A 19,677-nucleotide genomic window follows, 5' to 3' on the forward strand; every position below is an offset into this window, starting at 1 on the left:
GCTGCGTACCTTCCGGCGTGATGACCTATCTCCGCACAGCGGCATTCGTGCTGGTGCTCGCGGCCTGCTCCCCGGGAGACGGCGGCTATGGCGCCGCCTCCGGGCCGATGACCGTCGAGCAACTGGCCGCCAAGGCCGGGTGCACGCCCCACATCCAGATCGACGCCCGCGAGCTCAGGCAGGGCCACTGCGAGACCGGCGACGGCGAGTTCTTTCTCACCACGTTCGCCACCCAGCAGGGCAAGGACGCCTGGATGGACACCGCGCCCGAGTACAACCCGCACCTGGTCGGCCCCCTCTGGACGGCCCTGTCCAGCAGGGCGGTGCTGGAGCGGGTGCAGCGCAGGCTTGGCGGTGACCTTCACCTGAAGGACCACAGGGTCAAGGGCTGAGCGGCTCCGGCAGGTCGCGCATCTTCCGCAGCGGCGACAGCAGCAGCGGGATCACCGCCAGCGGCATCAGCGCGCAGGCGATCCACAGCGCGGGCACCACGCCCAGGTGCTGGCCCAACGTGCCGCCGATGAGCGCGCCCAACGGCAGCGTGCCCCACACGATGAACCGCATCGTCGCGTTCATCCTGCCCAGCAGGTGGTCGGGAGTGATCGCCTGGCGGAAGCTGACCTGCGACACGTTGTAGACGACGATGCCCGCGCCGACGACGAACCAGGCGAAGGCGTACAGGCCGAGCCGCCAGCCCTGCGCGGCGAGCGGCACCAGTAGGACGAACGGCGTGGTGAGCAGGACCGACAGCCAGATCGTTCTGGCCGAGCCCACCCGCCTCGACATCGGGCCGACCAGTGCCGCGCCCGCCAGCCCGCCGACGCCCGCGACCGAGAACAGCAAGCCCATCATGCCCGGCGTGACGCCGACGACGTTGACGAGGAAGAGCACGGCGAGCGCGTTGTTCATCGCGTGTGCCAGGTTGGCGCTGGCCGTACAGGCGGCGATCATGCGCAGGATGGGGTGGCGCAGCACGAACGACAGGCCCTCGCCGATCTCCCTGACAAGGCCGCGCCGCTCGTCGCGGGCCGGGACGTCCCTGTCGGACCTGATGCCCGCCAGCAGCAGGCCCGACACCAGGAAGCTGACCGCGTCGACCAGGATCGCCACCGGCGCGGTGACGAGCTGCACCAGCCATCCGGCCGCGCCGGGACCCGCCACCTGCGCGCCCGAGCGGACGATCTCCAGCTTCGCGTTGCCCTCCACGATCTGCTCGCGCTCGACCAGCGACGGCAGATAGCTCTGGTAGGCGATGTCGAAGAACACGGTCGCCACGCTGACGCACAGGCCCACCACGTAGAGCTGCGGCATCGACAGCACGCCCAGCCACCACGCCACCGGCACCGAGGCCAGCAGGACGGCCCGCACCAGATCGCCGGTGATGAGGATCGGACGGCGGCGCAGCCGGTCCACCCACACCCCCGCGGGCAGGCCGATGAGCAGGAACGCGGCGGTCTCCGCCGCGACCAGCAGACCCATCTCGAACGGCGAGGCGCGCAGCGCCATCACCGCCACCAGCGGCAGCGCCACCATGCTGACCTGCGTGCCGACCTGGCTGATGGTGTCCGCGCCGAACAGGAGCAGGAAACCGCGTTGCCGTAAGAGACTCATCCCGGCATCCAACCAGACCGCCGAGCGACCTAGTGGCTCACCTGGGCGCGGGCGGGGGCGGCGATCCGCTTCCTGAACACCCAGTACGTCCAGCCCTGGTAGACCAGCACGAACGGCAGGACGGCCAGGCCGATCCAGGTCAGCACGCCGAGCGTGTACGGGCCCGAGGCGGCCTCGGCCAGCGTCAGCCCCGGCAGCGGCCTGGCCGCCAGCATCCCGAACAGCGCCGCCGAGGTCAGCACGATCGCGCCCGCCGTGGCGGCGAACGCCCAGCCCTCCCTGCGCCGCCAGATCAGCGAGCCGCCCGCGGCCAGGAGCGCCATGGCGCCGCCCGAGGCGAGCCACACCGGGAGGTCGCCGTCGCCGGGGACGGCCGACAGGGCGAAGCTCGCCAGCGGGATGACGGCGCAGGCGGCGCCCATGGCGGCGGCGCGGGCGCGCCGCCGTACCTGGCCCTCGGTTCTGAGCGCCAGGAACACCGCGCCGTGCAGCACCGCGACCGCCAGCGAGAACGCGCCGCCCACCAGGGCGGCCACGCCGCTGTTCAGCAGCACGTCGGCGAAGACGGCGCCCCAGAGGAAGGCGGGCAGCGCGCTGCCGACCAGGATGCCCACGTCGGCCCAGGCGCGGTCGGAGGCGTGCTCCAGCTTGCCGCGCCACTCCAGCGACACCCCGCGCACGATCAGCCCGGCCAGCACGAGCGTGAGCGGCAGGTAGAAGGAGCTGAGGAAACCGGCGTACCAGGCGGGGAAGGCGGCGAACATCGCGCCCACCGCGGTGATCAGCCAGACCTCGTTGCCGTCCCACACCGGGCCGATGGTCTGCAGGATCTGCTTGCGCTGCCCCTCGTTCCTGGCCAGGAACGGCGACAGCATGCCGACCCCGAAGTCGAAGCCTTCAAGGACGAAGTAGCCGGTCCAGAGGAAGGCGATGATGACGAACCACAATTCGATCACTGTGCTCTCCTCAGTACATGAGCGAGGGTTCGCGCACCGGCTCGCGGGCCGGCGCGGGAAGCTGTTCTGGACCCTTCTTGACGCTCCTGACCAGCAGGACGGCCTCGGCCACCGCGAGCACGCCGTACAGGAGGGTGAACAGCGTCAGCGACGTGGCCACCTCGGCCAGCGACACCCCGGGCGAGACGCTGGAGGCGGTCAGCAGCTCTCCGGCGACCGTCCACGGCTGCCGCCCGATCTCGCTGAGCAGCCAGCCCGCGATGACGGCCAGCAGCGGCAGCGGGAGCGCCAGCACCAGCGCCCTGGCGTACCACGGCGGCACCTGCCTGCGCCTGCGGGTCAGCCACAGGCCGAGCACCGACAGTGCCACGGCCGACAGGCCGAAGCTGATCATCACCCGGTAGGACCAGAAGACGACCTGCTGGTCGGGCCGGTAGTCGCCGGGGCCGAACTGCTTTTCCAGGCGACGCTGGATGTCCTCGGTGCCCTGGACGGTGGCCTCGAAGTCGTTGGCCGACAGGAAGCTGAGCAGCTTGGGGATCTCGATGCCGGGCAGCACGTGGAAGGGCGCGCCCTTGGTGTCGTGCGTCAGTCCCTCTGCGGCGGCCAGCTTCATCGGCTGCTGTTCGTACATGAGCTTGCCCGACATGTCGCCCGAGCCCGCCACGACGGCCCCGGCGATCGCGGTCATGACCAGCGCGCCGCGCAGCGGGCTCCTGAAGGTGGTGTCGCCTTTGAGCAGCCGGTAGCCGCTGACCGCCAGCACGAACCCGCCCGCCACGATGAAGCTCGTGGCGATCACGTGCGGCACCTGGGCGAGCGCGGTGGAGTTGGTCAGCACCGCCCACAGGTCGGTCATCCGCGCCTTGCCGTCCACCACCTCGTAGCCGACGGGGTGCTTCATCCACGCGTTGGCGGCGAGGATGAAGTAGGCGGACAGGTTCGAGCCGATCACCGCCGCCCAGATGGTGGCCAGATGGACGCGCTTCGGCAGCTTGTCCCACCCGAAGATCCACAGGCCCAGGAACGTCGACTCCATGAAGAAGGCGAGCAGCGCCTCCAGCGCCAGCGGGGCGCCGAAGACGTCGCCGACGAACACGGAGTACTCGCTCCAGTTCATGCCGAACTGGAACTCCTGCACGATGCCCGTCACCACGCCCATCGCGAAGTTGATCAGGAACAGCTTCCCGAAGAACTTCGTCAGGCGCAGGTAGTGCTCCTTGCCGGTGCGGTGCCAGGCGGTCTGGAGTCCGGCGACGAACACCCCGAGACCGATCGTCAACGGTACGAACAGAAAGTGGTAAACGGTGGTCACCCCGAACTGCCACCGTGCCAGGTCTAGCGCGTCCATTTTCCCCTCACGGGCTTGGAGCTCTACGAGTTGTAGTTCTACTAAAAGTAGTACTACGAGCTGTAGAGCAAAGCGACGGGGAGGTGCTGCGATCTTCGTCACAGACATGCTCAAGGGGTGCGAGGCCGCACACCTCGCACCCCTTGAGAGCCCCCTGGAGTTCCCCCCTCCGAGGTCAACGATCGCCGGTCGGGGGGCCGCCGCGCGTCACCCGTGCGGCTGATCCGCCCCTACTTCGCCCGGCGGAGGGCCGCCTTCAGATAGGCGTCCAGGTTGCCGAGCTCGTAGCCCCTGCGCCTGATCTTGGCGACCAGGATCGCGAAGTCCCTGGCCAGGTTGGGCCGGAAGTGCAGCAGCAGGATGTCGCCGGGGCGCAGCCGCTTGTCCGGCACCTGGTAGGCGATCTTCCCGCCCGGCTGCACGGTCGCCGTCCAGAGCAGCAGCGCCTCGATGCCGCACGCCTTGGCGGCCCGCAGGGTGTCGGCGCCGTAGTTGCCGAACGGCGGCCTGAACAGCGTCGGGCGGGCGCCGATGTGCTTGCGGATCAGCTTGGACGACCCGCAGATCTCGGCCTTCTGCGCGGTGTAGCCGAGCGTGCGGAGGTTGGGGTGGGTGAGGGTGTGGTTCTCGATCGGCACGCCCGCCTCGCGCAACTGCCGGACGTAGCCCCACTTGCCGCGGCCGACGTACTTGCCCTCGCCGCCCGCGGGATCGGGCGCGCCCAGCGCCTCCACCGCGTCGCGCGTGACGAACGCGGTGATCGGGATCCGCTGCTCGCGCACCTGCCTGACGAAGCCGGGATCCTGCTCCCAGCCGTCGTCGATGGTCAGGAACACCACCTTGCGCCTGGTGGGGATCGAGCTGATCACCGGCAGGACCGAGCCGTCCGAGGGGATCTCCTTCACCTCGCCGGGCCGGGGGAGCACGCCGGGCGGGCCCTCCTCTCGAGGCTGCGGCGCCGCCGTCGAGGCGGGCGGCGACGGCGGGGACCCGCGCTCCTGCGCTGCCGTACACCCTGCGACCAACGCGGCCGCCGTTATGCCCGCTGACACGCGCTTTGCCCCGAATCGCCCCCTGACCATGGGGCCCCATCCTGCCATGGATCTTGGGACATTCTCGGCGTGAGTTGCCATGAGGAAGGGGCCCGGTCCTGCCTAGAGTGGCCTTTGTGAAGGTCGCAGGCAGTGCGGTGCTCGGCATCGGCAGAGATCGTGTGTGGGACGCGCTCCAGGACCCGGCGGTGCTGGTGCGCACCATCCCGGGCTGTGAGCGCCTGGAGGAGACGGGCCCCGGCACCTACCGGATGACGGTCAGCGCCGGCGTCGCCTCGATCAAGGGTGTCTACCAGGGCGAGGTGGCGCTGTCGGAGCCGCTGCCACCCGAGCGCTTCGTGTTGCGGGCGCGCGGGCAGGGCGCGCCCGGAACAGTCGATGCCACCGTGGAGGTACGGCTGGCCGAGGTCGAGGGCGGCACCCGGATCGACTACGACGCCGAGGCGGTGGTCGGCGGGATGATCGGCGGGGTGGGGCAGCGGATGCTCGGCTCGGTCGCCAAGCGTACGGCGGGCGACTTCTTCAGCGCCGTCGAATCCCACCTGGTCGCGGGCGTCCCCGCCCTCGCGGGTCCTTCTCAGGGGCACGCGATCGCCGTCCCCGCCCAGGCGGCCCCCGTCGGCGTTGCGGGCCTCTCCGGCCCCGCCGTCGGAGATGCGGGCCCCGCCGTCGGCCCCGCGCACGGCATGGCGGCTACGCCCGAGCTCCGAAGTGCGACGTCAGGCCAGGTCTTCGAGCGGCCACGCCCGGAGAAGGCCCACACCGAGACCCGCCCGTGGGTCATGCTGGCCGCCTTCGGCATGGGCGCGGGCATCGCCCTGGGCAGCGCGGCGATCGGCTGGGTCCTGGGCCGAGCAGGCCGCCGCTGACACCCCCATCCGGCCCGGTGGCTCCTGGCCGGGTGGTCCTGCCGGTGCTCAGGCGGGGTCAGGCCGGGGCTGACGGCCCCTGATCGAGGTCTCGGGGTGCACTGGCCAGGTGCGGGACAGTTCCTCGGCCAGCGTCGCCGTCAGCGCCTCGACGTCGGCGCGCGCCGTCGCGTGCATCGCCTCCGCGACGATCAGGACGGCGCTCGTCGAGTCCCTGACGGCCGACAGGCCGCTCTGCCTGTTCGACCAGCGGCGGGCGTGCGCGCGCCCCTCCTCGTCGGCGAAGATCACCTCGCCGGGCTCGGGCCGCTCGGTCTGGCCGCCGAAGGTCAGGTAGGTCTCCTCCCCGCTCGCGTAGCGAACCTCCATGCTCCCCGCGACGTGGGCGCGGTCGAAGACCGCCACGGGGATCGCATACGCGAGCGAGATCGCGTTGCACAGGTCGATCAGCGGGTGGATGCGCGGCAGCGACCCCTCCTTCCTGAAGCGCCGCAACAGCGACTCCGACGCGCACCGGTACTGGGTCGGCTTCAGCCCCATCGCCGAAAAGGTGCGCCGCCAGGCCTGGATCTCGGGGAAGTCCGCCTCGGTGCCCGCCGCGAGCCGCTCCTTGGCGACGGCGGTGAACCTGTCAAGATCGGGCGTGGCGTCGGCGGTGATCCCGTCCGCGAGGAGCACGCCCGCCGCGAGTGCGGGGAAGTCCGCCCAGATCCGGGGCGCATGCTGGAAGTCCATGGGTGTTCCTAGAGGTCGACGAAACTCACCCGTCCACCTTGCCGCGACAATGGCCCGGTGAACAGGTCCAAACACGGCGCGTCCGACAGGTCCATAAGCACGGCTCCGACTTCCTTCAGCTGGACGTCGGCGACGCGCCCACGGGCGGCCTGTCCGACTGGCTGGCGCAGCGGCTCAGGCTCGCCATGGCCGACGGCCGCCTGCCCGCCGCGCTGGCCCGCGGGGTGAAGGTCCAGCCGCTGTCGTGGCACAGCCAGCGTCCTGGCTCGCAGGGGCTGGTCATGGGTTACGCCGCCAGGACGCCCGCGGAGATCGGCGAGGGTGTGGCGATCCTCGGCGACCTCCTGCGCCTCTAGACAGGCAACTAAATGGTTGCCTATTTTGTGGATGTGGACGCGGTGTTCAAAGCCCTCGCCGACGCGAGCCGCAGACAGCTGCTCGACCGGCTCAACGAGCGCAACGGGCAGACGCTGCTGGAGCTGACCGAGGGGCTCGACATGAGCAGGCAGGCCGTGAGCAAGCATCTGGCGCTGCTGGAGGCCGCCAACCTGGTCAGCACCGTGCGGCACGGCAGGGAGAAGCTGCACTACCTCAACCCCGTGCCCATCCACGAGCTCGCCGACCGCTGGATCGGCCGCTACGAACGACCCCGGCTGTCGATCCTGGCCCAACTCAAGCAATCGCTGGAGGAACCATCCATGAGCAAGCCCGAGTTCGTCTACGTGACCTACATCCAGACCACCGCGGACAAGCTCTACCAGGCCCTCACCGATCCCGAGATGATCAAGATCTACATGGGCGGCATGGGACCGGAGTCCACCTGGGAGATCGGCTCGCCGGTGCGGTGGAAGTCCAGCCCCGACGGGGAGTTCGAGGAGCTGGGCCAGCGGGTCCTGGAGGCCGAGCCGGGCAAGCGGCTGTCGTTCAGCTGGCACACGCTCCAGCCCATGCACCGTCAGCTGTTCGACTCCGACGAGGCGTTCGCCGAGGCGCTCAAGGAGCGGTCGCGGGTGACCTTCGAGATCGAGCCGGCCGAGGTGCCGGTGATGGGCATGAAGCTGACGATCATCCACGACGGCTTCGACAGCCCGGAGAGCAAGATGCTCGAGGGCACCAGCCTGGGCTGGATCATGATCCTGTCGGCGCTGAAGACCTTCCTGGAGGGCGGCAAGCTCGTCGCCGACCAGTGACCTGACCGCTCACGGGCCCGTCGTCCCCGCGCACTCGCGGGCGACAGGCCCGTGATGGATAAACCCGTGATAGATAGAGGGGCATGGGCAGACGGGCCGGGCGGCGCAGGCAGGACGTGCTCGAAGGGGCCGCGCGGGTGATCGCCGAGCGGGGCGCGGAGGCGACCAGGTTCGCCGACGTCGCCGAGGTGTCAGGAGTCCCGATCAGCACGCTGCAGTACTACTTCGGCAACCGTGAGGACCTGCTCGTCGCCGCCTTCCGCCACTCCGCGGACACCGACCTGGAGGCGGCCAGGCAGGGGCTGCACGGCCCGCCATGGGAACGGCTGGTCCACATCGCCCGGCACGTCGCGGGCGAGGAGGGCGGCGGCTGGCGGGTGTGGGTGGAGTCGTGGCGGTGGGCGCTGCGGGACGCGGAATGGCGGGGGGAGTTCCTGCGCGACTACGCGGCCTGGCGCGCCCTGCTGGCCGAGGTGATCGCCGACGGGCTCGCCGACGGCAGCTTCGCGGCGGCCGACGATCCGGTACGGCTGGCCAGCCAGGTGCTCGCGCTGCTCGACGGGCTCGGCATGCCCACGGCGCTGGCCGACCCGGCGCTGAAGGACCCCGAGGTGCTGACGGGAGCGCTGCGCAGGCTGCTGGCCGTGACGGGATGACCCGTCCCGGCCCGCGAGCCGTCCTTCAAAACCGCCCCGGCCCGCGAGCCGTCCTTCAGAGCCGCCCCGCTATCCGTGCATGCCGGAGACGGCGGGCTGCTGCTGGGTGATGCAGTGGATGCCGCCGCCGCCCGCGAAGATCTCCCTCGCGTCCACCAGCTCGACCGTGCGCGAGGGGAAGAGCTTGGCGAACAGCGCGGCGGCCTCCTGGTCGCGCGGGTCGTCGAAGGCGCACAGGATGACCGCGTCGTTGGCGAGGTAGTGGTTGATGTAGGAGTAGTCGACCGGCTCGCCGTCCACCTCCGTCACCGTGGGCGCCGGCACCTCGACGACCTCGAGCGCGCGGCCCCTGGCGTCGGTGAACGAGCGCAGCAGGGCGATGTTCTCGCGGCAGACCTCGTGGTCGGGGTGCGAGGGGTCGGGCTGGCTGTGCGCGACCACCAGGCCGGGGCGGACGAAGGCGGCGAAGACGTCGATGTGGCCGCGCGTGCCGTACTGGCCGTAGTCGGCGGTCAGCCCGCGCGGCATCCACAGGCACTTGTCCGCGCCGATGAACGCCTTCAGCTCCGCCTCGACCTGCTCGCGGGTCCAGCCGGGGTTGCGGAAGGGGTCGAGCTGGACGGTCTCCGTCAGCAGCACCGTCCCCTCGCCGTCCACGTGGATGCCACCGCCCTCGTTGACCATCGAGGAGGTGTACGGCACCGCCTCGGCCATCTCCGAGACGAGCGCGCCCACCTTGGAGTCGTTGTCCCAGCGGGCGAAGCTCTGCTGGCCCCAGCCGTTGAACACCCAGTTCGCCGTGGCGAGCCCGCCCTTGCCGTCCACCAGGAAGGTGGGGCCGCTGTCGCGCATCCACGCGTCGTCGATCGGCCGCTCGACCACGGTGATGCCGGGGTCGAGGCAGTAGCGGGCGTCGGCGCTCTCCCCGGTGTTGGCGACCATCACGACGGGCTCGTACCTGGCGATCGTGTCGGCCACCTGGCCCCACGCCCTGCGTGCGGCCTCCAGGTCGGTGAAGGTCGGGTTCTCGGTCGGGAAGGCCATCCAGGTGCGGGCGTGCGGCTCCCACTCGGCGGGCATCCGGTAGCCGTCGGCGGTAGGTGTCGCGGCAGGTGTCATGGTGAATCCTTCGCGCTGTCAGAGGAAGTAGAGGCGGCTGAGCGGGACCGACGAGGCGGGCTCGGTGCCGATGAGCTCGCCGTCGAGCGTGACCTGCCCGGTGCGCGGGTCGACCCTGACCTCGCCGAGTCGGTCGTTGCGCACCATCGAGGCCGGTCCGATCCCGCGCGTGCCGCGTACCGGCACCTGGCGGCGCCTGGTCGGCAGGGTCTGCGCGACCCCGCTGACGAAGGCGACCGACAGCTCGGCGGGCGTGGCGCCGTGCCCGCCGAACTGCGGGCCGTAAACCAGGGGCTGGCAGGAGTCGATGGAGGCGTTCGGGTCGCCGGTGACGCCCCACGCGGGAAAGCCCGCCTTGAGCACCAGATACGGCTTGGCGCCGAACGAGGCGGGGTTCCACAGCACGATGTCGGCCAGCTTGCCGACGCTGATCGAGCCGACCTCGTGCGACAGGCCGTGCGCGATCGCCGGGTTGATGGTCAGCTTGGCGATGAAGCGCAGCACGCGCGCGTTGTCCGCCTCACCGGTCGAGAACCGCGAGGCCAGCTGGAAGGTACGGCGGACCGTCTCGCCCGCGCGGCCCATGCCCTGCGCGTCGGAGGAGGTGATGCCGATGACGCCCAGGTCATGCAGGACGTTCTCAGCGCCCATCGTGCCGGCCCTGATCCGTTCGCGGGCGATGATCTGGTCGCTGGGCAGGTCGGGTTTGAGGCCGTGGGCGGCCACGATCATGTCGTAGTGCTCGCCGAGCGCGTCGCGGCCGAACGGCAGCGTGGGGTTGGTCGAGGAGCCGATCACGTTGGCGACGCCGGCCATGCGCAGCACGTTGGGGACGTGGCCGCCGCCGCAGCCCTCGATGTGGAAGGCGTGGATGGTCCTGCCCTCAAGCACGGCCAGCGTGTCCTCCACCGACAGGCACTCGTTCAGCCCGTCGGTGTGCAGCGCCACCTGCACGTCGTGCTCCTCGGCCACGCGCAGCGCGGTGTCGAGCGCCCTGGTGTGCGCGCCCATGTCCTCGTGCACCTTGAACCCGCAGGCCCCGCCCTCGACCAGCGCCTCCACCAGCGGATCGGCGACCGAGGACGAGCCGCGCGCCAGGAAGCCGATGTTGACCGGCCAGGCGTCGAAGGCGGCGAAGGCGTTGCGCAGCGCCCACGGCGAGTTGACGCCCACGCCCCAGACCGGGCCGAACTCCTGCCCGATGATCGTGGTCACGCCCGACGCCAGCGACGCCTCCATGATCCGCGGCGACATCAGGTGGACGTGCGTGTCGATCGCGCCCGCCGTGGCGATCAGCCCCTCGCCGGAGACGATCGTGGTGCCGGTGCCCACCACCACGTCCACGTCGTCGAGCGTGTCGGGGTTGCCGGCGCGGCCGATCGCGTGGATGCGCCCCTGGCGCACCCCGATCGACACCTTCCTGACCCCGAGCAGCGCGTCGATCACCAGCACGTTGCTGATCACCAGGTCGCAGGTCTCGCGGATGGAGGCGGCCTTCAGGTGCAGGCCGTCGCGGGCGGTCTTGGCGAACCCGGCGAGGAACTCCTCACCCGGCACCTGCGAGTCGTGCTCCACCTCGACGACCAGACCCGTGTCGCCGAGCCGTACCAGGTCGCCCGCGCGCGGCCCGTGCACCCCGATGTAGTCGTGCACTATGCCCCCTCGTATCCGCAGGCGCGCGCTCTGCGCAGCGCCTCCTCCTTGGCTCCGGGCGCGTCCAGCGGCCCGTCCACCAGACCCGCGAACCCGATCGCGGTACGGCCGCCGCCGATCGGCACCAACTCCACCTGGACCGTCGCTCCAGGGTCGAACCGCACGGTCGCGCCCGCGGGCACGTTGAGCCGCATGCCGTACCCCTCCTGCCGCGGGAAGCGAAGGCGCGGGTTGACCTCGAAGAAGTGGAAGTGGGAGGAGACGGAGATCGGCACCTCGGCGGTGTTGAGCACCTGGACGAGCACCGGTGACGACTGCTGCTCCCACGTGGACCTGGAGATGACCGCTCCGGGCGCGTCCTCGCCGAGCGAGCCGCCGCCCAGCGGGTCGGTGACCACCGCGAGCCTGCTGCCGTCGTCGAAGACCGCCTCGACCGTCACCTGGGTGACGATGTCGGCCACCCCGGGCAGCACGTCGCCGGGGCCCAGCACCGCCTGGCCTGCGGCGATGGCCTCGGCCAGCCTGGCCCCGTCTCTGGCCGCCTCGCACACCGTGTCGGCGATGAGCGCGGTCGCCTCGGGGACGTTCAGGCGCAGGCCGCGGGCCCGCCTGGCGCGGGCGAGCTGCGCGGCGGTGAAGAGCAGGAGCCGGTCCCGCTCGGTCGGCGTCAAGCGCACCAGTGCCTCCTTCGTTCGGTGCCCCGATGGCAACAGTGGAACATTCGCAGGTGGGAACCGCTGACGCGGGTGACCGTATCGTCATACAGGTTCGTCATACAAGCTGTTGGAAAAGGATCTCCCGGCGTAGCGTGGCTGGTATGCGGGAGGCACACGCTGAAGACGCAAGGACCGAGGCCCGACGAGTCATCTCCAACCTGCTCGGAGAGGAGCGGCCGACGGCGGTCGCGCTGATCGCCGACGCGCGCGCCGCGCTGGGCGAGGACCGCACCTCCCGATGTCTCGAACTGGCTCTCGGCGCGTCGCTGACCAGGCGGTCGGCCGAGCTGTCCTCCATCGCCGCGCTCGTGGTCGGCGTGCGCGAGCTGGGTCAGGGGTGGTGGGAGACCGAGCGGGGCGGCAAGCTGCCCGCCCCCCTCGAGGTGCTGCACACCGCCGCCGCGGTGGAGCCGTGGACCGACCTGACGGTGCTGGAGATGCTGGCCGCCTGGATCGCCGACGACGCGGCCGACGCGCTGTGGGGGCGGCCGGTGGCCGAGGTCGACCTGAACTCCTGGCAGGCCGAGGACCGCATCCTGCTGCCCGCCCGCGTCGAGCCAGGCCAGCGGCTCGTGGTCCACTTCGACGCGGGCGGCAGGCTCGACGCGCTGGTCACCAGGCGACCCGACGGCGAGCTCGGCTCCAACCTCGACTTCGCCTCGCTGCGCTACTCCAAGCCCGCCGAGGCGCAGTGGAGCTGGGGCGTGGCCGCCGGGCTCGGGCCGCACCGGCTGCCCGGCGAAGAGCCCGACCCCTACGCGCGGCCCGTCCCCGACGACGCGGTACGCATCCTGCGCGGCTGGGCGCTGCGGCACGGCGCCACGCACGAGCAGGTGGGCGAGTCGTGGACGAGCGTGGGCGACGTGGTGGCCGCGATCGAGCGGGTCGACTGGATGTGGCGCAGCGCCGAGTGGTTCGGCTGGTGGCGCGGCGCCTCGGCGCTGGTCGACGACTCGGGTTACCTTCCCCACAGGCTGGAAGAACTCGCCGCCGACTGATTGTTACGACGATTCGTGAAAGTTGAAATCTTTTCGGATGTCGTCTGCCCCTGGTGCTACATCGGGCACCGCCGTTTCGCTCGCGCCGTGGCGCGCTTCGCGGGCGAGGTCGAGGTGATCTACCGGCCCTTCGAGCTCAACCCCGGCGCCCCCGCCACGGGCGAGCCGCTGCTGGAGGCGCTGGAGCGCAAGTTCGGTGGCGACGTGGCGCAGATGACCGGGCAGGTGGCGGCCGTCGGCGCGCAGGAGGGCCTGGAGCTGCGCTTCGACCACGCGATCAGCGCCGGCACGTTCGAGGCGCACCGGATGATCGAGCTGGCCGCCCGCCAGGGCCTGGCCGAGGAGATGACCCACCGGCTGTTCGCCGCGCACTTCACCGACGGGCTCAACATCGGCGACGGCGAGGTGCTGGCCAAGCTGGCCGCCGAGGTGGGCGTCACCGACACCGGTGAGGCCGCCGCGGACGTGCGGGAACAACTCGCCAGGGCGCGGGAGCTCGGCATCACCAGCGTGCCGTTCTTCCTGTTCGAGGAACAGTTCGGGGTGTCGGGCGCGCAGTCGGAGGACACCTTCCTCGCCGCCCTCGAAGAGGTCGCCGAACGAACGGCCCGCTGACGGGTCCTCCCCGGGACCTCCCTGTGTCCCGGGGATTTACCAAGATCGACAGTCTCCGTCAAGTCGCGAATGTCAGTGACATGACGTCCGCCTCTCCTGTCCTGCCTACTGGAACCCACGGTCGAGTGACGCACACGACCCGCTGAAGCGCCGCGATCCCGCTCCCGCCCAGGGAAGCGAGAGGCGGCAGGACACGAGAGACCGCGGAGACAATCGAGATGATCGAGACACGGGGGCTGACCAAACGGTTCGGCGCGACCCTGGCAGTGGACGACCTGTCCGTCACGGTGAGATCCGGCACCATCACCGGCTTCCTGGGCCCCAACGGCTCGGGCAAGTCGACGACGATGCGCATGATCATGGGGCTGGATCGACCGACGTCGGGATCGGCCACCGTCAACGGCAGGCCGTACGAGAAGCTGCGTTATCCGCTGCGCGAGATCGGCGCGCTGCTTGACGCCGACGCCGCGCATCCCGGCAGGTCGGCTCACGACCACCTGCTGTGGCTGGCCCAGAGCAACGGCATCGGCCGTGCCAGGGTGACGGACGTGATCGACCTGGTGGGGCTCTCCCACGTGGCGCGCAAGCGCGTCGGCACGTTCTCCCTCGGGATGAAGCAGCGGCTGGGCATCGGGGCCGCGCTGCTCGGCGACCCGCAGATCCTGGTGCTCGACGAGCCGATGAACGGCCTGGACCCTGAGGGGATCCTGTGGGTCCGCACCCTCATGAGGTCGTTCGCCGCCCAGGGGCGGGCCGTCTTCGTCTCCAGCCATCTCATGAACGAGATGGAGGGAACCGCCGATCACGTCATCGTGATCGGCCAGGGGCGGCTCATCGCCGATGAGTCCATGGCGCGCTTCGTGGCGAGCCACTCGTCCGGGTCCGTCCACGTGCGCGCCCCGCTCGCGGCGGTGCTGCGTCCCGCCCTGGAGTCCGCGGGGGGACAGGTCAGGGCGGAATCCGACGGATCCCTGTCCGTCGTCGGGCTCTCCGCCTCCCGCGTCGGCGATCTCGCCCTGACGGCAGGGGTGGCGGTGCACGAACTCTGGACGCGCAACGACTCGCTCGAGGCCGTGTTCATGAAGTTGACGCAGGAAAGCGTCCAGTTCCGGGCGGGCTCGCCCATGTCCATGACCGGCGCATGACCGGTCCAGCCAACTGACGGGGGAAGTCATGGCTGTAACCACTCTTACGGCTCCCGCGGTCGGCCTCGCGCCGGCACGAGGCGGGTTCGGCAACGTGCTGCGCGCCGAATGGACCAAGTTCCGTTCGGCGCGATCGGTCCGCTGGTGTCTGGCGATCTTCGCGCTGCTCGCCATCGGCACGAGCGTCATCGGCGCGGTCGCCATGGCCGTGTCGGACTGGGGCGCCTCGACGAGCACCATGGGCCAGGCGGTGGCCGCGGTCCAGGTGGCGGCGGGATTCGGCGAGCTCGCGATCATGGTGCTGGGGGTCCTCGCGATCAGCGGCGAGTATCGTTCCGGGATGATCAAGGTTTCGCTGATGAGCGTTCCACGGCGCGGTCGCCTGCTGGCGGCCAAGATGGTGGTGTTCGCCGCGGCGACGCTGGTGACCACGCTCGTCGTGGTGGGGATCTGCTTCGCCGTCCAGCTCGCCGCGGGTGAGGTGCTCGGCAGCGTGACCGACCCCGGGGTGCTGCGCTCCCTGCTGGGCATGTGCGCCTACCTCACGGTGCTGGTCGTCCTCACGATGGCCGTCGGCGCGATCATTCGCCATACGGTGGGGATCATCGTCGCCATGCTCGGCCTGTTCTACCTCCTGCCTTCTTTCCTGGGCCTGGTACCGGGGGCCGAGAAGCTGGTCGAGGTCCTGCCGTTCATGGCGGGCATGCGGATCATCGACATGGCGGAGACCGCTCCCTGGGGCTGGTTCGCGCTCTACTGTGCCTGGACGATCGCGATGACCGGCCTCGCGCTCCTCGAGATGCGCAGGCGGGACGCATGACGTCGCCGCGCGGCAGGGGCGGGTTCGGCCTCCTCACCGCAGGCGCCGTCCTGCTGGGCCTGGCGGCCGCGGGATGCGCCACGGGGAAGACCGACGCCAGGCCGCCTTCCGTCCCGGCGGACGCCGGGGCGCTGCGGGGCTTCTACGAGCAGCGGATCGCCTGGAAGGCGTGCGAAGACGGATTCGAGTGCGGTCGCCTCGAGGTCCCGCTCGACTACGCCGATCCCGGCGGGGACACCATCACGCTGGCCGTAACGCGCAAGCCGGCCGCCGACCAGCGGCAGCGGATCGGCTCCCTGCTGCTCAACCCCGGCGGCCCAGGCGGTTCGGGAGTGGACTTCGCCCGCGGGTCCGGCGAGGCCCTCACCGACCGGCTGCGGGCCCGCTACGACATCGTGGGGTTCGACCCCAGGGGTGTCGGCAAGAGCGCGGCGATCCGCTGCGCTCCGGACGCGGCCGCCGCCTACGGCCGTCAGGTGCGGAACCCAAGGGCACGCGGCGAGCCGTCGGCGAGCGAGCGCGCCGACGAGCTCAAGAAGCTCGGGGCCGGTTGCCTGGCGCGGTCCGGCGAGCTGCTCGCCCATGTCTCGACCGCCGAGGCGGCCAAGGACATGGACGTGCTGCGCGGGGTGCTCGGCGACGCCCGGCTGCACTACCTGGGGTTCTCCTACGGGACGATGCTCGGCGCCGTCTACGCCGAGCTCTTCCCCGGCCGCGTCGGCAGGCTGGTCCTCGACAGCGCCGTCGATCCCAGAGTGTGGCCGACGGGCGCGTCGTCCATCATCCGGGCCCGCGGGTTCGAAGTGGCACTCGACTCCTTCCTGGCCGACTGCGCCACGCGCTCCGACTGCGCGCTGGGCACCGATCCCAAGGAGGCCAGGCGGCGCCTCGTCGGCCTGCTGGAGCGCATCGACCGCAGGCCGCTTCCCGGCGAAGGCCCGCAGACGGTCGACAAGGAGACGGCCGTCGCCCTCATCAGCGGCGCCCTGTACGACAAGAGCGCGTGGCCGCTCCTGCGGACCGCCTTCCAGCAGGCCATGAGCGGCAAGGGCGCCGCCCTGCTCGAGCTGGGCGACTCCCCGAGCGGGACGGACGACAACTCCGGGGAGGCCATGCTGTCGATCGTCTGCCTGGACGGGCCACCCGCCCTGACGTCGGCTCACCAGGTGGAGGCGCGGCTGCCGGCCTTCCGCAAGGCGGCTCCCGTCTTCGGGGAGAGGGTGGCGTGGGAGCAGCTGAGTTGCGCGTACTGGCCGGTCAAGCCGACCGGCAGGCCGCACGCCATCACGGCCAGGGGGGCGGCGCCGATCCTGGTCGTGGGCAACCTCAGGGACCCTGCCACGCCGTATGCGTGGTCGAAGGCGCTGGCCGGCCAGCTGTCGTCCGGTGTGCTGCTGACCCATGACGGCGATGGCCACGGCGCCTACGACAAGCGCGGCAACGCGTGCGTCAAGGATGCCGTCGACACCTACCTCATCGACGGCCGCCCGCCGGCCGACGGAGCGCGGTGCGGCTGAGATCACCGGCCTCTCCGACGTACGGCCCCTCGGACAGTGTCGTCCGAGGGGCCGTACGCATGTCACAGGCCCAGCGCGACCGCCAGCCGCGTAAGCTCCGCCTTGCTCGTGACCCCGAACTTCAGCCGGACCCTGCGAAGATAGGTGTCGATCGTGTGCAGGCTAACTCCCATGCGCCGGGCGGTCTGGGAGTAGGTGCGCCCGGCGGCGATGTGCCGCAGGGTTTCGGCCTCACGGGGAGCGAGGGGCGACTCGGCGTCGCCGGGCTGAAAGGGCGGGAGCATCTGATCACTTCCGGTGATCTCGGTGGCTTTCGACGTCGTACGGCTCGGGGCCGCGGGCTCCGCGGTGTGGCCGCATCACCCGTGACGGAAGGAAAGCCGGCTCCAGAGGGCCGGAATTCCTCCGGTTTGCGCTGTTAGGTGAGATTTGTAGTCACTGGTGGTTGTAAGTCGCTTTCGAGTTGCTTGCTGTCGCGCGGTGTCCCGCTCGGGATGGACCGCCGCCGTTTAAACGGAGCGCAATCGAACAATTACTCTCCGTATGAAGAGCTGGCCGCGCCAGAAAGGCGGCGTCATGCCCATGCCATCCGGGGCGCCCGTACTCGCCCTGGCCCTGCACCCGGTCGCCCTCGGCCCCGATCTCTCCCCTCGGCCGGGCTCCATCTGGCCCCCGTCGTGGCTCCCTCCGGTGCCGACAGGTACCTGGGTCGCGGTGTTGCTCGTGACGATGTCGACGCTCGCCGGCGCATGGCTGGCTCGCCGTAACGCCCAGAAGATCAGCGTGTGGCTGGCGGTGGCCTGCGCCCTGATGCTCATCACCGCCCTGACCGAGCTGCTGCCCGACGCCTGGCACGAGGCCCGTGAGTCCGGCACCCCGCTGTGGCTGCTCGGTCTTGCCGCCCTGCTCGGTTTCGTCGTCATCACCCTCCTCACCCGTGGAGGCTGCGGCCACTCCGGCGAGGAGGTCCGGGGGGGAAGGCACGCCCCGGGGCTGCACCGCCGCGTGAGCGGAGCCGTCGGCGGCGCCCTGTTCGGCGGGGTCGGCACCGCCGCCGCGCTCACCGCCCACCGCGTGATCGAGGGCGCGACCCTGGCGCTGGCCGCCTCGGTCGTGGTCGTCGCGGCCCTGATGGTCCATTCGGCCAGCGAGGGTCTCGCGCTGACCGCCCTGCTCGACCTGGCCCGCCGCCGCGCGGCGCCGTGGCTGGCGCTCTCGTGCCTGAGCCCCGCCCTGGGCGTCGTCCTGGCCACGCTCGCGCCGCTGCCGCCGCAGGTCGTGCCCCTGCTCCTGGCTCTGATCACCGGGGTGCTGCTGCGGACCGCGGTCGTCGGTCTCAGGCTGGCGGATACGGCGGGCGGCAGGCTGTCACGCCGCCATCTCCTGGTGGCCGCCACTGCCGTCCTGGCGACCACGGGACTGCTGACCGTCGCCCGCGGCGAGCTGGACGGCGGCCCTCCACCTGCTCCTGTGGCCGCTCCCGCGCCTCAAATCCAGGCGGGCGGGCTGCTACCGATTCCCCAGACGTTGCCCTCGACGAAGGCGCCCGAGTCCGGCGACGCACGGCTGCGGCAGGCTCTGGCCGACGGCCGCCTGGGCCTGGCCGACCTGCTGCGGCGCACCGACCGGACCACCACCGAGACCCGTGTCGGCCCGCTGCTGCGCGCGCTGCCAGGGCAGAGCGACGGCCAGGTCGGCAGACTCCTGAAGCGGGGCGGGATCACCGCGGAAGCGGGCCTGGGCGAGCTGACCCGAAACCAGCGCCGCTACCTGCTGCGAGCCTTCGCCCCGTCGTAGGGGGGCTGTAGGGCGGTGGTGGCTCTCAACGGGGAGGCTGGGCACGGCCACCACCGCACTGCCGGCCGCGACCAACGAGCCGGTCTCTGTCATTCTAGCTGACTCGTTGTGATCTCACATGTAAAGATCGGATCACAGCGCGATCTTTCTGGCTGATCGGATATCCATACCGTAAGATCCGGGAGATACATCCGATGTATCAGGAGGCCGTCAGGCTCGACAGCGGCGTAGCCAGCTGTCCCGAACGGTGGTGCCTGCGGCACAGCACCTGGTAGCGGACGTGGGAGGCGTCGGTGTCGCCGATCACCACCTGCTCGCCGCTGCGGGCCATCGTGCCGCCGACCACGCGGGCGTTCAGCAGTCCCGGACGGCCGCACCAGCACAGCACCTCCACCTGCAGCCTGCACACCTCGTCGGCCAGCTCGAACAGGCGCTGCGCGGCGGGGAACATCTGCGACCTGAAGTCGGAGGCCAGGCCGAAGGCGTAGACGTCCACCCCGTGCTCGTCAACCAGGTCGGCCAGCTGCTCGATCTGCTCGACGGTGTAGAAGCACGCCTCGTCGCAAATCAGGTAGTCGATCCTGTCGTGCGCGCCGACCAGCGAGACCAGATCGAGCGAGTCGTCCACCTCGATCGCCTCGAGGCCGAGCCCTATCCGACTGGTGACCTGCGCCCCTCCCGACCTGTCGTGCTTGGTCAGCACGAGCCCGCGCCTGCCCTGCCGTCCGTGGTTGTAGTTCATCTGCAGCGCCAGCGTGGACTTACCGCAGTCCATCGGGCCGAAGTAGAACTTCAGCACCGCGTCACGGGCGGCGGAGGGGACGGGAGAGAGCGCGGACAATTCGGTCACGGGCCGCTAGCTTACTGGTCATCGCCG

At 70.8% G+C, this 19,677-nt stretch carries 21 protein-coding genes; 11 read left to right on the forward strand and 10 right to left on the reverse strand.

Going from position 1 to position 19,677, the window contains the following annotated elements; translation table 11 throughout:
• Positions 1-20 precede the first annotated feature (20 nt).
• Positions 21-392, forward strand: a complete 372-nt coding sequence (locus ACFXJ8_RS10455; RefSeq protein WP_379643567.1) for a hypothetical protein — start codon at positions 21-23, stop codon at positions 390-392.
• Here ACFXJ8_RS10455 and ACFXJ8_RS10460 read toward each other — a convergent pair.
• The 4 genes from ACFXJ8_RS10460 to ACFXJ8_RS10475 form a co-directional block, all read right to left on the reverse strand.
• Positions 382-1,611 (reverse strand): MFS transporter, encoded by a 1,230-nt coding sequence (locus ACFXJ8_RS10460; protein WP_379643568.1) that lies wholly within the window; start codon positions 1,609-1,611, stop codon positions 382-384. The genes ACFXJ8_RS10455 and ACFXJ8_RS10460 overlap by 11 nt on opposite strands.
• Positions 1,612-1,640: 29 nt before the next feature.
• Entirely contained in the window at positions 1,641-2,567 is a 927-nt protein-coding gene (gene cydB, locus ACFXJ8_RS10465; protein WP_379643569.1) for a cytochrome d ubiquinol oxidase subunit II, read from the reverse strand.
• A gap of 10 nt (positions 2,568-2,577) precedes the next feature.
• Entirely contained in the window at positions 2,578-3,918 is a 1,341-nt protein-coding gene (locus ACFXJ8_RS10470; protein ID WP_379643570.1) for a cytochrome ubiquinol oxidase subunit I, read from the reverse strand.
• A 230-nt stretch (positions 3,919-4,148) separates the two neighbouring features.
• Positions 4,149-4,844 carry a polysaccharide deacetylase family protein gene (locus ACFXJ8_RS10475; RefSeq protein ID WP_379643571.1) on the reverse strand — a complete coding sequence of 232 codons (696 nt, stop codon included), beginning with the start codon at positions 4,842-4,844 and terminating at the stop codon, positions 4,149-4,151.
• Between the two features lie 242 nt (positions 4,845-5,086).
• Between ACFXJ8_RS10475 and ACFXJ8_RS10480 the strand changes: the two genes are divergently transcribed.
• Entirely contained in the window at positions 5,087-5,839 is a 753-nt protein-coding gene (locus tag ACFXJ8_RS10480) for a carbon monoxide dehydrogenase subunit G (protein WP_379643572.1), read from the forward strand.
• Positions 5,840-5,887: 48 nt separating this feature from the next.
• Here ACFXJ8_RS10480 and ACFXJ8_RS10485 read toward each other — a convergent pair whose 3' ends face one another.
• Positions 5,888-6,574, reverse strand: coding sequence for a B3/4 domain-containing protein (locus ACFXJ8_RS10485; protein ID WP_379643573.1), 687 nt, complete (start codon positions 6,572-6,574; stop codon positions 5,888-5,890).
• 38 nt (positions 6,575-6,612) lie between these two features.
• Here ACFXJ8_RS10485 and ACFXJ8_RS10490 point away from each other — a divergent pair, with 38 nt between their 5' ends.
• From ACFXJ8_RS10490 to ACFXJ8_RS10500, 3 genes are all read left to right on the forward strand, one after another.
• Entirely contained in the window at positions 6,613-6,930 is a 318-nt protein-coding gene (locus ACFXJ8_RS10490; RefSeq protein ID WP_379643574.1) for a hypothetical protein, read from the forward strand.
• A gap of 33 nt (positions 6,931-6,963) precedes the next feature.
• Positions 6,964-7,764: an ArsR/SmtB family transcription factor gene (locus tag ACFXJ8_RS10495; RefSeq protein WP_379643575.1), complete on the forward strand. Its 801-nt coding sequence runs from the start codon at positions 6,964-6,966 to the stop codon at positions 7,762-7,764.
• An 83-nt stretch (positions 7,765-7,847) separates the two neighbouring features.
• Positions 7,848-8,420, forward strand: coding sequence for a TetR/AcrR family transcriptional regulator (locus ACFXJ8_RS10500; protein WP_379643576.1), 573 nt, complete (start codon positions 7,848-7,850; stop codon positions 8,418-8,420).
• Between the two features lie 69 nt (positions 8,421-8,489).
• Here the strand turns inward: ACFXJ8_RS10500 and ACFXJ8_RS10505 are convergent, their stop codons facing one another.
• The 3 genes from ACFXJ8_RS10505 to ureA are packed head-to-tail and all read right to left on the reverse strand — an operon-like array spanning position 8,490 to position 11,869.
• Positions 8,490-9,539, reverse strand: a complete 1,050-nt coding sequence (locus ACFXJ8_RS10505; protein ID WP_379643577.1) for an agmatine/peptidylarginine deiminase — start codon at positions 9,537-9,539, stop codon at positions 8,490-8,492.
• An 18-nt stretch (positions 9,540-9,557) separates the two neighbouring features.
• Positions 9,558-11,192, reverse strand: a complete 1,635-nt coding sequence (locus tag ACFXJ8_RS10510) for an urease subunit alpha (protein ID WP_379643578.1) — start codon at positions 11,190-11,192, stop codon at positions 9,558-9,560.
• Positions 11,192-11,869, reverse strand: coding sequence for an urease subunit gamma (ureA, locus tag ACFXJ8_RS10515; RefSeq protein WP_379643579.1), 678 nt, complete (start codon positions 11,867-11,869; stop codon positions 11,192-11,194). Before ureA ends, ACFXJ8_RS10510 begins: the two co-directional genes overlap by 1 nt.
• Positions 11,870-12,009: 140 nt before the next feature.
• On the opposite strand from ureA, the gene ACFXJ8_RS10520 reads away from it, so the two are divergent.
• The 5 genes from ACFXJ8_RS10520 to ACFXJ8_RS10540 all read left to right on the forward strand — a co-directional run bounded on the left by ACFXJ8_RS10520 (position 12,010) and on the right by ACFXJ8_RS10540 (position 17,003).
• Complete coding sequence (locus ACFXJ8_RS10520) at positions 12,010-12,906, forward strand: hypothetical protein (RefSeq protein ID WP_379643580.1); 897 nt, start codon at positions 12,010-12,012, stop codon at positions 12,904-12,906.
• A 15-nt stretch (positions 12,907-12,921) separates the two neighbouring features.
• A complete protein-coding gene (locus ACFXJ8_RS10525; protein WP_379643581.1) occupies positions 12,922-13,521 on the forward strand; it encodes a DsbA family protein in 600 nt (199 codons plus the stop codon).
• Between the two features lie 218 nt (positions 13,522-13,739).
• Entirely contained in the window at positions 13,740-14,666 is a 927-nt protein-coding gene (locus tag ACFXJ8_RS10530) for an ABC transporter ATP-binding protein (RefSeq protein ID WP_379643582.1), read from the forward strand.
• 28 nt (positions 14,667-14,694) lie between these two features.
• Positions 14,695-15,486 carry an ABC transporter permease gene (locus ACFXJ8_RS10535; RefSeq protein WP_379643583.1) on the forward strand — a complete coding sequence of 264 codons (792 nt, stop codon included), beginning with the start codon at positions 14,695-14,697 and terminating at the stop codon, positions 15,484-15,486.
• Positions 15,483-17,003: an alpha/beta hydrolase gene (locus ACFXJ8_RS10540; protein WP_379643584.1), complete on the forward strand. Its 1,521-nt coding sequence runs from the start codon at positions 15,483-15,485 to the stop codon at positions 17,001-17,003. Before ACFXJ8_RS10535 ends, ACFXJ8_RS10540 begins: the two co-directional genes overlap by 4 nt.
• Before the next feature lie 62 nt (positions 17,004-17,065).
• On the opposite strand, the gene ACFXJ8_RS10545 is transcribed toward ACFXJ8_RS10540, so the two are convergent.
• Entirely contained in the window at positions 17,066-17,287 is a 222-nt protein-coding gene (locus tag ACFXJ8_RS10545) for a response regulator transcription factor (RefSeq protein ID WP_379643585.1), read from the reverse strand.
• Positions 17,288-17,579: 292 nt separating this feature from the next.
• On the opposite strand from ACFXJ8_RS10545, the gene ACFXJ8_RS10550 reads away from it, so the two are divergent.
• Positions 17,580-18,800: a hypothetical protein gene (locus ACFXJ8_RS10550; RefSeq protein ID WP_379643586.1), complete on the forward strand. Its 1,221-nt coding sequence runs from the start codon at positions 17,580-17,582 to the stop codon at positions 18,798-18,800.
• A gap of 199 nt (positions 18,801-18,999) precedes the next feature.
• Here the strand turns inward: ACFXJ8_RS10550 and ACFXJ8_RS10555 are convergent, their stop codons facing one another.
• Positions 19,000-19,650 (reverse strand): thymidine kinase, encoded by a 651-nt coding sequence (locus ACFXJ8_RS10555; RefSeq protein WP_379643587.1) that lies wholly within the window; start codon positions 19,648-19,650, stop codon positions 19,000-19,002.
• Between the last annotated feature and the right edge of the window lie 27 nt (positions 19,651-19,677).

This window comes from Nonomuraea sp. NPDC059194, assembly GCF_042754765.1.
Classification (GTDB): Bacteria; Actinomycetota; Actinomycetes; order Streptosporangiales; family Streptosporangiaceae; genus Nonomuraea.